At 26.7% G+C, this 13,481-nt stretch carries 13 protein-coding genes and 1 other annotated feature; of the genes, 11 read left to right on the top strand and 2 right to left on the bottom strand.

What is annotated here, in order from left to right; all coding sequences use genetic code 11:
* Positions 1 to 4 precede the first annotated feature (4 nt).
* The 3 genes from ACQPUY_RS01285 to ACQPUY_RS01275 are packed head-to-tail and all read left to right on the top strand — an operon-like array spanning position 5 to position 2,989.
* On the top strand, positions 5 to 1,243 hold the full coding sequence (locus ACQPUY_RS01285) for a M16 family metallopeptidase (protein ID WP_430839077.1): 1,239 nt from the start codon (positions 5 to 7) through the stop codon (positions 1,241 to 1,243).
* A gap of 16 nt (positions 1,244 to 1,259) precedes the next feature.
* The gene (gene recX / locus ACQPUY_RS01280; protein WP_430839076.1) at positions 1,260 to 1,895 is read left to right on the top strand and encodes a recombination regulator RecX; all 636 of its coding nucleotides are present in this window, start codon (positions 1,260 to 1,262) and stop codon (positions 1,893 to 1,895) included.
* 23 nt (positions 1,896 to 1,918) lie between these two features.
* Positions 1,919 to 2,989, top strand: a complete 1,071-nt coding sequence (locus ACQPUY_RS01275) for a transglutaminase-like domain-containing protein (RefSeq protein WP_430839075.1) — start codon at positions 1,919 to 1,921, stop codon at positions 2,987 to 2,989.
* 23 nt (positions 2,990 to 3,012) lie between these two features.
* Here ACQPUY_RS01275 and ACQPUY_RS01270 read toward each other — a convergent pair whose 3' ends face one another.
* On the bottom strand, positions 3,013 to 3,369 hold the full coding sequence (locus ACQPUY_RS01270; protein WP_430839074.1) for a tetratricopeptide repeat protein: 357 nt from the start codon (positions 3,367 to 3,369) through the stop codon (positions 3,013 to 3,015).
* 222 nt (positions 3,370 to 3,591) lie between these two features.
* Between ACQPUY_RS01270 and ACQPUY_RS01265 the strand changes: the two genes are divergently transcribed.
* The 3 genes from ACQPUY_RS01265 to ACQPUY_RS01255 all read left to right on the top strand — a co-directional run bounded on the left by ACQPUY_RS01265 (position 3,592) and on the right by ACQPUY_RS01255 (position 7,809).
* Positions 3,592 to 4,536, top strand: coding sequence for a carbohydrate kinase family protein (locus tag ACQPUY_RS01265; protein ID WP_430839073.1), 945 nt, complete (start codon positions 3,592 to 3,594; stop codon positions 4,534 to 4,536).
* A gap of 56 nt (positions 4,537 to 4,592) precedes the next feature.
* Positions 4,593 to 4,718 (top strand): CPC_1213 family protein, encoded by a 126-nt coding sequence (locus ACQPUY_RS01260; RefSeq protein ID WP_430839072.1) that lies wholly within the window; start codon positions 4,593 to 4,595, stop codon positions 4,716 to 4,718.
* 114 nt (positions 4,719 to 4,832) lie between these two features.
* Positions 4,833 to 5,055: a binding site (T-box leader), on the top strand.
* A 111-nt stretch (positions 5,056 to 5,166) separates the two neighbouring features.
* Entirely contained in the window at positions 5,167 to 7,809 is a 2,643-nt protein-coding gene (locus tag ACQPUY_RS01255; RefSeq protein WP_430839071.1) for a valine--tRNA ligase, read from the top strand.
* A 177-nt stretch (positions 7,810 to 7,986) separates the two neighbouring features.
* Here ACQPUY_RS01255 and ACQPUY_RS01250 read toward each other — a convergent pair whose 3' ends face one another.
* Positions 7,987 to 8,418: a hypothetical protein gene (locus ACQPUY_RS01250; protein WP_430839070.1), complete on the bottom strand. Its 432-nt coding sequence runs from the start codon at positions 8,416 to 8,418 to the stop codon at positions 7,987 to 7,989.
* A 39-nt stretch (positions 8,419 to 8,457) separates the two neighbouring features.
* On the opposite strand from ACQPUY_RS01250, the gene ACQPUY_RS01245 reads away from it, so the two are divergent.
* The 5 genes from ACQPUY_RS01245 to ACQPUY_RS01225 all read left to right on the top strand — a co-directional run bounded on the left by ACQPUY_RS01245 (position 8,458) and on the right by ACQPUY_RS01225 (position 13,385).
* Entirely contained in the window at positions 8,458 to 9,423 is a 966-nt protein-coding gene (locus ACQPUY_RS01245; protein WP_430839069.1) for an ATP-grasp domain-containing protein, read from the top strand.
* Positions 9,420 to 10,208, top strand: a complete 789-nt coding sequence (locus ACQPUY_RS01240; protein WP_430839068.1) for an ATP-grasp domain-containing protein — start codon at positions 9,420 to 9,422, stop codon at positions 10,206 to 10,208. Before ACQPUY_RS01245 ends, ACQPUY_RS01240 begins: the two co-directional genes overlap by 4 nt.
* Positions 10,209 to 10,210: 2 nt before the next feature.
* On the top strand, positions 10,211 to 11,524 hold the full coding sequence (locus ACQPUY_RS01235; RefSeq protein WP_430839067.1) for a bifunctional folylpolyglutamate synthase/dihydrofolate synthase: 1,314 nt from the start codon (positions 10,211 to 10,213) through the stop codon (positions 11,522 to 11,524).
* A 109-nt stretch (positions 11,525 to 11,633) separates the two neighbouring features.
* Positions 11,634 to 12,344: a purine-nucleoside phosphorylase gene (gene deoD / locus ACQPUY_RS01230; RefSeq protein WP_430839066.1), complete on the top strand. Its 711-nt coding sequence runs from the start codon at positions 11,634 to 11,636 to the stop codon at positions 12,342 to 12,344.
* 99 nt (positions 12,345 to 12,443) lie between these two features.
* Positions 12,444 to 13,385 carry a ribonuclease Z gene (locus ACQPUY_RS01225; RefSeq protein WP_430839065.1) on the top strand — a complete coding sequence of 314 codons (942 nt, stop codon included), beginning with the start codon at positions 12,444 to 12,446 and terminating at the stop codon, positions 13,383 to 13,385.
* The last annotated feature ends 96 nt before the right edge of the window (positions 13,386 to 13,481 follow it).

Below are 13,481 nucleotides of genomic sequence, written 5' to 3'. Positions count from 1 at the left end.
TAGAATGTTAAAATTGAACTTTGATGTCGAAAGACATTTTTTGGATAATGGATTAGAAGTTATTACTATAAAAAAGGATACTAAAATAACTTCAATTAATGTTGGAGTTAAGGTTGGATCATTATATGAAGAAATAAATGAAAAGGGAATATCACACTTTATAGAACATATGTTATTTAAAGGCACTAAAAGTAGAACTTATGAGGAGTTAAATGATGAACTTGAGTTTTTAGGGGGAGAGTATAATGCATATACAGATTATACATCCACTGTTTATACTATTAGTTGTCTTGAAGAAGAAATTAAAAATGCAATTAGCATATTGGGTGATATGATAATAAATCCTGCATTTAATAGTGATGAGTTAGAAAAAGAAAGAGGAGTAATACTTGCTGAAATGAGAGCAAGTAAAGATGATATTGAAGATTTAAGTTTTAAAAGAACTAATGAAATTGCATTTAATAAGAATCCGTTAAAATATGATGTAGCGGGGGTGGAAGAAAATGTTAAAACATATAAAAGAAAGGATTTGTTGAATTATTATAATAAGTATTACTTGCCAAATAACTCTTTAGTTACTATGGTATCTTCTTATGAGCATAGTGAAGCTTTCGAGGAAATTAAAAAAGTATTTTCTAATTGGGAAATGGGGGAAAAACCTAACAAATCATTTGTTCAAGAAAATAATTTTCAAAAATCAGTAACTACAATTAAAGATAATATTGAGCAAAATACTATAGTTTATTTATATACTTTTTATAATTTAAGTAAGGATTTAGAATTACCTCTTAGAATTTTAAATCATAGGCTAGGTGAAAGTTCTAATTCACTATTATTTAGAGAAGTAAGAGAAAAAAGAGGACTTGCATATGATATTTATACTAGTATAGATATGACTAATAATGTAAAGACTTTATATATATATACGGCAGTAGGGGAAGAGGATTTAACTTCTGCTATTGAAGCAATAGATGAAACAATAACATCTGTTAAAAATGGTGATTTATCAATAGGGGAAAGAGACTTAGAACTTATGAAAAAGGTTCATAAGACTGCTGTTATTTCAACTTTAGAAGACCCATCTGAATTATGTAATTATATGCTTCATCAGGCACTAGATAAAGAAGATATTTATGAGTTTGTAGATGATATGGAAAAGCTTAATGGATTAGATATAAATAAGATTCATGAAGTTGCAAATACAGTTTTAAATAATCCAACTATCCATATATTAAAATCTTAATAAAGTGGAGATAATTATGAATATTATTACAAAAATTGAATCACAAAAGAGGAACAAAGATAGGGCTAATATCTATATTGATAATGACTATGCTTTTTCTTTAAGCTGTGAGTTAGTTTATAAAGAAGGACTTAAGGTTAATGAAAAAGTTGATATAGAAAAAATAAAGGATATCGCAAATAAAGATAATTATTTAAAATGTAAAAATACTGCGTTAAGAATAGTGGAAAAAGCATATAAAAGTGAAAAAGAGCTAAAGGATAAACTTATTTTAAAAGGATATGATAATGAATCTATATATAAAACAATGAATTTTTTAAAAGAGTATAATTTCCTAAGTGATAATAATTATGCAAAGATGTATGTTAAGGATAAAAGTAGAATTCAAGGAAAAAAGAAAATTAAGTTTGATTTAATAAAAAAAGGAATAACAGATAATATAATAGAAGAAGAAATATCAAACATAGACAGAGAAGGTGAAAGAGAAGGTGCATATAATTTAGCAATAAAAAAATATAATACAATAGCTAAAAGAGAAGATGATAAATTTAAATTATCACAAAAGTTATATAGATTTTTATTATCAAAAGGATATGATTATGACACAGTTTCATATGTTGTAAAGAAAATTACAAATATGAATAATATTTAAAATATTTTAAAGGAGAGACAATAATGATTGCATATTTACCACAAATTATTGGTGCCTTATTAATTATTTTTTCAATAAAAGATAGTATTAAGGGTTCTCTAGAAGAAGAAAGTGCAAAATACTCCTTAAATAAGTTAATATATTATTTTTCTATATTTATAACATTTTTAATTATGCTCCTAAATTTAGAAAAAATATATTTAGTAATTTTAAAATTTATAAGCAATAATCCTAATTTATATGGCTTAAATAATAATTTATTTAAGGCTTTAATATTAGGAGGGATATTTCTTATCCTTCAATGTATTATTTATTTGATTTTGAAATGGTTAAATGAACCTTTAACTAAAGTATATAACTTTTTATTAAATAAAGGTAAAATAAGAATAGTTTTATTTTCAACAATTTTTGGCTTTGTAAAAGGTTTAATAATTATATTAATAATGTTTATGGGAGTGATAACATATAATTCTACCTTTGGCAGAGGAATGAAAATAAACATTTTTAATGATATAAACGGATATAATACATTAGAAAATATAGTAACTATTAATAAGCCAATTTTATCTTATAATGATTTTAAAGAATATATACCAGCTAATACTAATGTCATTGTTTACTATAATGGTGTAACCTTAGAAGATGGAATAAAATCTTTACCAGAAATAGATGAAAAAGCAAAAGAAATAGTAGAAAATGCTAAAACAGATAGGGAAAAAGCAAAAAGACTATATGCTTGGATTGGTTCTAATATAAAATATGATTTTAGTAAAGCAGAAAAGGCTCTTGGACCTGAAGGGGTAACTAATAGTGGAGCAATAGAAGCGTGGAATACTAGAAGTGGTATATGCTTTGATTATGCATGTCTTTATGTAGCAATGTCTAGGGCTGTTGGGCTTGGAAGTAGAATAATTACTGGAGAGGCTTATGATGGGCAAAATTATGGGCCTCATGCATGGAATCAAGCTTATTTAGAGGATGAAGGAATATGGATTAATGTAGATCCAACTTTCTATTTATCAGGAGATTACTTTGATAATATAGATTTTAATAATGATCATTTAAATGCAGAAATTGCAGGGGAATGGAATTAAAGGAGCCTTATGACCTAAAAAGGTTATAAGGCTTTTTTATTTTTTGTCATAATTAAATTAATTGCCTTTTCACAATCTTTATCAGAGGGGTCTAAAGACCAAGACATATTAAAATAAATCAATGCTTTTTTCATATCATCTTTCATAGCATAGCAATATGCCAGATTAAAAAAATATTTACTTTCCTGTTGACTAGATAAAGCTATTTTTATCATTTCTATTGATTTATCAAAATTTTTTAATTTTATATAACAAACTCCAGAATTGTAATAAGAGCACGCGGTATGTTCATTATTTTCTATAGACATTTTATAAAAATCTATAGCTTTTTCATAATCTTTGAGATTATAATATTTATTGCCTTCGTTAAAGAAACTCATAAATACCTCCAGAAATAATTATCTTTTAATAAAATTATTGACATTTTAGTAAGTTAATATTCAATATATGAAGGCTATATAAATTATGGGTACAAATAGATAGTTTTATAGCAAAAATAAAATTCGACAAAGTTTTTAAAAAATTTCTTTATTTTTTTATGTTTCTTTAATATAATGTATTTATGTTTTTTTGAATGGACTTTATAGATCGGGAGAGATGGTATGTGTAAGAATAAACCTTATATATTAGTATTAGGGGCATCAATAGTAGATATTATAGGCTTTAGTAGAAAAAAATATCAGAAAAGAGATTCAATACCTGGACATATTAAAATATCTTTAGGTGGAGTTTGTAGAAATATTGCTGAAAATTTAGCAAGAGTTAATGTAAATACTGAGTTTATATCTATATTAGGTGGCGATGATCAAGGTAGAAATATATTAGATAACTCTAAAAAAATAGGATATAATATGGAGCATTCTTTAATTTTAGAAAATGAATATACACCTACATATATGGCTATTTTAAATGAAAATGGTGAAATGGAATCAGCTATTGTAGATATGGAATGTTTGAATAAAATGGATACTTCTTTTATAGATTCAAAAGCAAGTGTTATTGAAAATGCTGAGTATGTAATTTTAGATGCAGATAATCCAGAATTATTAGAATACATTTTAACTAAGTTTTATGGAAAAACTAAATTTATTTTGGATCCAGTTTCTGCAACTAAAGCAAAAAGAGTTAGTCATTTAATTAAATATTTTCATACAGTAAAACCAAATAGAATTGAAACTGAAATGCTATGTGGATTTAAAGTTGAAAATAATGAAAGTTTAATTAATGCAGCAAATTATTTTCTATCATTAGGAGTAGAGAATGTCTTTATAAGCTTAGATGAAGATGGAATATATTATAAAAATTATAATGAAGAAGGAAAGATTAAAACTACTTGTGTTGACGTGAAGAATGTTACAGGAGCTGGAGATTCATTCGTAGCTGGTGTAGGATATGGATACATGAATAATCTTTCAATAAGGGATACTGTAAAATATGCTATGGCTATGTCTATAGTAACTATAATGCACGAAGAAACTATAAATCCAAATATGAGTGAAGACTTTGTTAATGAATTTATAAAAGATATGACTTGGATAGAAGGTTAATTACATAATTTAATTTCTTTTACATAAGCTAATTATACAAGCTGGAGGTGAAAGAAGTGAGTAAAAAATCTAAAAATAGTCATAAAAAACATATTAATCATAATCCACAAGTAGAAAGTGTAAAAGCAGCTTTTGGAGAACCAAAAGCAAAAGAACACGATACAAAGGATTTTAAAATTTAATATTATAAAAATAAGCTACCATTAAGGTAGCTTTATATTTTAAAATTTTATTTGAATAGCAGAATATTGACAAAAATAATAATATAGTATAAGATAACCTTACAAAATCATATATTAAAAGCAATGATAAAGAGGAGTAGGGAATACTGCATATAAAGAGAATGAAGGTCACAGGCTGAAAGCCTTCTATATTAAAGTATCCTGAAGGTAGCTTTTGAGCATCTTTACTGAAATAAAGTAGGTAAAGGCGGCTGTTCTTAGTCGTTAATAATTAAAGAGCTTAATATAAAGATTTATATTAAGAAAAAAGGTGGTACCGCGAGTCTTCGTCCTTTTGTGATGAAGGCTCTTTTTGTTATTTAAAAAGATATTTATAATAGGTTAATAGCCATATTATTTTAAATATTATATTTCTATTATTAGCTAATTAGATAAAGGAGGAAAATATATGTCAGAAAAGAAGAACTTAGCTACAACATATAACCCAAAAGAGTTTGAAGAAAGAATCTATAAAAATTGGGAAGAAAATAAGTATTTTACACCAGTAATTGATAAAAATAAGAAGCCATTTTCAATAGTTATGCCACCACCAAATATAACTGGAAAGCTTCACTTAGGTCATGCACTTGATAATACACTTCAAGATATGCTTATAAGATTTAAGAGAATGCAAGGATATTGCACTTTATGGCTACCAGGACAAGACCATGCTTCAATTGCAACTGAAGTTAAGGTTGAAAATGAACTTTTAAAAGAAGGCTTAGTTAAAAAAGAAATGGGAAGAGAAGCATTTCTTGAGAAAGTTTGGGAATGGGCAGATGAATATAGAGGAACTATAAGAACTCAGCTTAAGAAAATGGGAGTTTCTTGTGATTTTTCAAGAGAAGCCTTTACTATGGATGAAAATTTAAATAAAGCAGTTAGAACTGTTTTTGTTAAGTTATATAATGAAGGCTTAATTTATCAAGGAAATAGAATAACTAACTGGTGTCCAAAGTGTTCAACAGCACTTTCAGATGCAGAAATAGAATATGAAGAACAAGAAGGATTCTTCTGGCATATAAATTATCCATTAGCTGATGGTAGTGGATATTTAGAAATAGCAACTACAAGACCTGAAACTTTACTTGGTGATACTGCTGTTGCTGTAAATCCAAATGATGATAGATTTAAACATTTAGTAGGAAAAACAATAAAATTACCATTAACGGATAGGGAAATACCTATAGTTGCAGATAATTATGTTGATATTGAATTTGGAACAGGTGCTGTTAAGATTACCCCTGCTCACGATCCTAATGACTTCCAAGTAGGACTTAGACATAACTTACCTCAAATTAGAGTTATGGATGACCATGGAGTTATTAATGAGTTAGGTGGAAAATACCAAGGCTTAGATAGATATGAAGCAAGAAAGCAAATGGTTAAAGATTTAGAAAACTTAGGATTATTAGTTAAAGTTAAACCTCATACTCATAATGTAGGTACTCATGATAGATGTGGAACTGTTATAGAACCTATTATATCAAAGCAATGGTATGTTAAGATGGAATCTTTAGCAAAACCAGCAATAGAAGTTGTAAAGAATAATGAAACTAAATTCGTTCCAGAAAGATTTGATAAAATATACTTCAACTGGATGGAAAATATTCAAGATTGGTGCATATCAAGACAATTATGGTGGGGACATAGAATTCCTGTTTGGTACTGTGATGATTGTAGAGAAATGATAGTTGAAATTGATGCTCCAGCTGCTTGTCTAAAATGTGGATCAAATCACTTACATCAAGATGAAGATGTATTAGATACTTGGTTCTCATCAGCATTATGGCCTTTCTCAACTTTAGGATGGCCAAATAAAACAGAGGATTTAGAATATTTCTATCCAACAAATGTTTTAGTTACTGGATATGATATTATTTTCTTCTGGGTTGCAAGAATGATATTCTCAGGATTACACAACATGGATAAAACTCCTTTTGACACTGTATTAATCCACGGAATTATTAGAGATTCTCAAGGAAGAAAAATGAGTAAATCATTAGGAAATGGTGTAGATCCATTAGAAGTTATAGATGAATATGGCGCTGATGCTTTAAGATTTATGCTAGTTACAGGTAACTCTCCAGGAAATGATATAAGATATATTCCAGAAAGAGTTGAAGCAGCTAGAAACTTTGCAAATAAAATGTGGAATGCATCTAGATTTGTTATGATGAATTTAGATAATGAAATAATGAAGAAATATGCAGATTGTAAAGAGTATAGTTTAGCTGATAATTGGATTCTTTCAAGAATGAATACTTTAGTTAGTGAAGTTACTGAAAACATGGAAAAATATGAATTAGGAATTGCTCTTCAAAAAGTATATGATTTTATGTGGACTGAGTTCTGTGATTGGTATATAGAATTAGTTAAGGGTGTATTATATGGTGAAGATGAAAAAGCAAAAGGAATAGTTTATAATGTTTTAAATGAAGTACTACAAACTGGACTTAAGTTATTACATCCTGTAATGCCATTTATAACTGAAGAAATATATACTACTTTAACAGATGGTGAATCAATAGTTACTTCAAATTGGCCAGAATATAATGAAGCCTTAAGAAATGATAAGGCAGAAAAAGATATGGACTTTATAATTGAAGCAATTAAAGGATTAAGAAATGTTAGAGCAGAAATGAATGTTCCACCATCAAGAAAGGCTAAGGTTATAGCTCATACTACAAATGAAGCAAAAGAAGCCTTTACATTAGGAGTTAACTATATTGAAAAATTAGCTTCTGCTTCAGAAGTAGTATTTATTGATAATAAAAATGAAGTTCCTGAAAATGCAGTATCTTTAGTTGTTAAAGGTGGAGAATTATTTATGCCTTTACTAGACTTAGTAGATAAGGAAAAGGAACTTGAAAGATTAAATAAAGAAAAGAAGAAATTAGAAGGCGAAGTTGAAAGAATAGATAAAAAGCTTTCTAATCAAGGTTTCGTATCTAAAGCACCACAAGCTGTAATAGATGGCGAAAAAGAAAAGAGAGAAAAGTATCAAGAAATGCTAAATGCAGTTTTAGTTAGAATAGAAGCGCTTAGTTAAGAATGAAGAATTAAGAATGAAAAATTAAAAATTAATGAAGTAATTTGTACCAAATTACTGAGATTAGATTTATTAAAAAAACTCCCAATAGACTTGATATTCTCAAGTTTATTAGAGAGTTTTTTATTATGAAAATAGCTATAAAAACAATAAATTTTAATAGACAACTTTTTAATATTAAAATATCTGTAATATAGTATTGGCCAATGAGCTAGTAGGATCTTCATTAATTACTTCTTCAGCTATTTTTATAGCATCATATTGCTTTAGATAACTAGTTGGCAATGTAGAGAATATAAGAATCCATTCTTTATATTTAATATTATCATCATATTTTAAAGCTCTTTTTATATGATTAAAAGCTAAAGACTCATAGGATAAAGGCGTTAGAACTATAAAGATATAATAAGACATTAGATAGTGGGCATATGCTAAATCTTTATTATTATTTGTATCTTCAAAATAGTAAATCTTATTTATAAGCCAAAAATAGAAATTGTTTTTTAAATAATAATCACAATTTTTTAGTTCTATTAATTTTTCTTCATTTATTTCAAAAATAGATATATTGTCTAAATTTAAATTTAATACTTCTTTTAAATCATTCATAATTATCTCCTTTGTATTTTTTTGATAATATAAGTATATATGTTGACAAAGAATTTTAAAAGTGATAAAAATAGGTTAATTAATACTACATATCAAGAGAGTAGGTTGAATATGACAGGATGGATAATATATAATGGAACATTAAATGTACCAAAGATAAAAGAACTAGTAGATACTCTAGTTGAGGAAGGAAAGAAATTAAATATAAAGTTAGAAGCTGTTAAAAATACTGAAATAATTCCTATGTATTCAAATGAAGGAAAAGCAGAATTAGTGTATCTAAATAAATTAGAAGAACCAGAGTTTATAATTTTTTGGGATAAAGATGTACTACTTGCTAGTCATTTAGAGAAAATGGGTTATAAAGTTTTTAATTCAAGTAAAGCAATAAAGTATTGTGATCATAAAGGACTAATGCATTTAGTTCTATCAAATAATAATATAAAAATGCCAAGAACTATTTTATCTCCTATGATATTTGATTATTCATTAAATAGTGAAGATTACTTAATAAAATGCTATGAGACTTTAGGTGAAAGTGTAATAATAAAAGAGTCCATGGGATCTTTTGGAATGCAAGTTTACTTAATAAATAATAGGGAAGAATTTATTAATAAGGTTACTGAATTAAATAAGAATAATATTGATTTTATAATTCAGGAGAATATTAAAAGTAGTTTTGGAAGAGATATAAGAGTTAATATAATTGGGAATAAAGTAATAGGGGCTATGCTTAGAGAGTCTAATAGCGATTTTAGGGCTAATATTTCACAAGGTGGCAAGGGGAGATTAATAGAGCTTACTAAATCACAAGAAGAAATAGCACTAAAAGCACATAAAGTTCTAGGATTAGATTTTTCAGGTGTTGATTTATTATTTGGAGAAAATAACGAGCCTTTATTATGTGAAGTAAATTCAAACTTAAATTTTTTAAGTTTTGAAAAGATTTGGGGAAAAAGTTTTGGTAAAAAAATATTACAATATATATTAGGGGAAATCTTATGATAGATGGTTTAGTTATTTATGATGAAAAAGATGTAGACAGAAATAAAAGTTATATTAATTGGTTAATAGAAGAAGGAAAGAATAAAGATATTAATATAAATCTTATGTTAGATAAGGATATAGATAAATTAAGAAGTAAATATGAATTTGCAATAAATAGATCTAGAAACTTTAATGTAACTTATAAGTTGGAAGAAAGTGGAATTAGGGTTTTTAATGAATATAAGTTTTGTATATTAGGAAATGATAAATTAATTGCCTATGATTATATTGAAAGCTTAGGAATAAAATATCCTAAGGTATACAGTAGCTTAGAGGATTTTGAAAAAGATAAAAAAATTATAGAAAAACCTAAAAATGGTCATGGTGGAGCTAATATAAGAATATTAGAAGATTTTAATAGTTTAAATTTTAGCAAAAATGTCTATCAAGAGTATATAGATGATTATGTTGGAGATATAAGATTTTACATAATAAATAACAATATTGAACATGCAGTAATAAGAATTCCCAAGAAGGATAGTTTAGTTTCAAACTTTACAAAAGGTGGGGATGTAGAAGTTTATAATTATTCTATTAAAGAAAAAGAAATTATAAATAAGATTTTAAAAAATATAAATATAGATTTTGGTGGAATAGACTTTCTATTATTAAAAAATGGAGAAATATTATTTAATGAATTTGAAGATGCTGTTGGAAGTAGGATGTTAAGCTACTTAGGTATAAATGATACTATGGAGAAGTTTTTAAATCATATAGTTAATGAAATTAAAGGGATGGAGTAAAAATGAAGGATGTAGATACATTAAAATATTTAGAAGAATTAAGAGTACTTGGATCAAATTATGGTCTAGAACGTACAGAAAGATTATTAGAACTATTAGGAAATCCACATAATAGTTTAAAGTTGATACATATTGCAGGTACTAATGGTAAAGGTTCAACATCTGCAATTTTAGGTAGTATACTAATAGAGCATGGATATAAAGTTGGTTTTTTTAATTCTCCACATTTAGAGGAAGTTGAAGAAACTATAAGAATAAATGATGAAAATATAAAAGAAGAAGACTTTATAGATTTAATAAATGAAATAAAACCTTTTGTTAATCAGGTAGTTGAAGAAGGGTTTAATCATCCAACTGAATTTGAAGTTTTAACTTGTATTATGTTTCTATATTTATATAGGCAAAATGTTGATTTTGGAGTTATAGAAGTTGGACTTGGAGGTAGATTAGATTCTACTAATGTATTAACTCCAATTTTATCTGTAATCACATCAATAAGCTTAGACCATACCAATATTTTAGGAGATACTATTGAAGAAATTACAAGGGAAAAGTCAGGTATTATTAAGAAGCTTATTCCTATTGTAACATGTATACAAAAAGATGGAGCAATGAAGGTGATTACTGAAAAAGCTATTAAGATGAATTCTAACTTAATAATAGTTAATCCTAATAATTATAATTTCCTAAAAATAGATAAAAATAATACAATAAGTCAAAAAATTTTAGTCAATTATAAAGGTAAAGATGAATTATTAAATTTATCCTTACTAGGAAAGCATCAAATTATTAATCTATCTCTTGCTATAGAAGCTGTAAAAGAGTTAGAAAACTTAAATTATATTGATTTAGATATTAATAAAATTAAATTAGCTGTTCAAAAAGTAAAATGGAAGGGTAGACTAGAAATATTAAGTAAAAATCCTTATATAGTGATTGATGGTGCACATAATGTAGCTGGAATTCAATTTTTAAAAAGAAATATAGAGGAATACTTCGCTTATAAAAACTTATATTTAATTATTGGAATACTTGCTGATAAGGAAGTAGAAAAAATAGTAGAAATAATTAGTCCTTTAGCTAAAGAAGTTTATACAGTAACTTCTAATTCTATTAGAGCAAAAAGTTCAGAAGATTTAAAAGTAATAGTAAAGAACTATAATAAAAATTGTTTATCCTTTGAGGATTATGAAGAGGCAGCTAGAGTTGCAATAGAAAAAGCAGGTAAAGAAGATTTAATTTTAGCAGCTGGATCATTGTATATGATTGGACAAATGAGAGATATATTTAATAGGCTAAATAAGTATAAAATATAGTTAATATAGAGTGTTTTTATATATACTCTTTTTAAAATAATAATATAAGTATATAATAGTATAGGATTATAAAAAGTTTTTATAAATATAAATTAAGGAGGCTTTTAAAATGTCAAAGCATTTACACATAATGGCTAGTGAAGGAGCAATAGCAGAAACAGTATTATTACCAGGAGATCCACTAAGAGCAAAATTTATTGCTGAAACTTACTTAGAAAATCCTGTTTGCTACAATACAGTTAGAGGAATGTATGGTTATACTGGTACATATAAGGGAAAAAAAATATCAGTACAAGGAACAGGAATGGGATTACCATCACATTCGATTTATGTAAATGAATTAATAAGATTCTATGGGGCAAAAAGACTTATAAGAATTGGATCAGCAGGTTCAATAAATGATAATGTTAATGTTAGAGATATAGTTTTAGCTCAAAGTGCATCTACTAATTCAGGAATAAATAAAAGAAGATTCCTTGGAATGGATTATGCTCCTACAGCAAACTTTGATCTTTTATTAGAAGCATATAATAAAGGAAAAGAAAAAGGTTTAAATATAAAGGTTGGTAATATATTATCTTCAGATTTATTCTACGATGATACAAATGTAGGTGGAGCAAAGCTTTGGGCAGAATATGGATGCTTGGCTATAGAAATGGAGTCAGCAGAACTATATACCCTTGCTGCAAAGTATGGAGTAGAAGCATTATCAATTCTTACTATATCTGATCATGTATTTAAAGGAATAGAAACTACACCAGAAGAAAGACAAGAAAGCTTTACAGATATGATGGAAATTGCTTTAGAGCTTGCAAAATAAAAAAAGATTAAAATGAAAACTCCTACGGGAGTTTTTTCTATAATTATTCATTTTTAATTATTAATTATTCATTGTGCGAAGCACACTAAGGGGTGTATTATGATAGATTTAACTTTACTTGGATGTGGTGGTGGAATGCCTATGCCTAATAGACATTTATCATCTCTTTTTATTAATGTTAAAGGAAGAAAGATATTAATAGATGTGGGAGAAGGAACACAAGTTGCAATAAGAAAAAATAAGCTAGGATTTAAAGATATAGATATAATATTAATAACTCATGCTCATGGAGATCATATTGTTGGATTGCCTGGACTTCTTTCTACAATAGGGAATAGTGGAAGAGAAAATCCGTTGACTATTATCGGTCCAATGGGAATAATTGATGTAATAAAGGGACTAAGTGTTTTATTTAAATATTTGCCTTATGAACTAAAAATAATAGAGAATCCAAGAAAGTTGGAGTTTATTTTTAATAAGGATTTAATAGACTTAAGTAGTAAGGATAAATGTGACTTTATTCTAAATACTGAGGAGCTTGATCATTCTGCTCCTTGTTTAGGTTATAGTTTATATTTTAAAAGAAGAAGAAAATTCAATTTAGAAAAAGCTATAGAAATGAATGTCCCAAAGGAATTATGGAGTAAGTTGCAAAAAGAAGAAATGGTTGAATTTAATGGATTACTCTATGATAGTTCTATGGTTTTAGGCGATGAAAGAAGAGGAATAAAGTTAAGCTATATTACAGATACAAGGCCAATAGATAAAATTATAGAATTAATAAAAAGTAGTGATTTATTTATATGCGAAGGAACTTATGGTAGTGATGATGATATAAATAAAGCTATTAAAAATAAGCATATGACCTTTAGAGAAGCAGCAACCTTAGCCGATTTAGGAAAAGTCAATGAATTATTACTTACTCACTTTAGCCCTGCAATGAACGAACCTAAAGATTTTATAGAAAATGCAAAATCTATATTTGAAAACACTATAATAGGGGATGATGGAATGATAAAAGCCTTAAAGTTTATAAATTAAACTTTAAGGCTTTAAATTTAATTGCTATAAGAAGTATCTTCTATTTCTTCTAATTGAAATTAAGAAAGCCATATCATATTTCTTACAACTGAGATT

The organism is Clostridium nigeriense (assembly GCF_050585245.1).
GTDB lineage: Bacteria > Bacillota > Clostridia > Clostridiales > Clostridiaceae > Clostridium > Clostridium nigeriense_A.
This window is presented reverse-complemented; position numbering and strand designations above follow the sequence as displayed.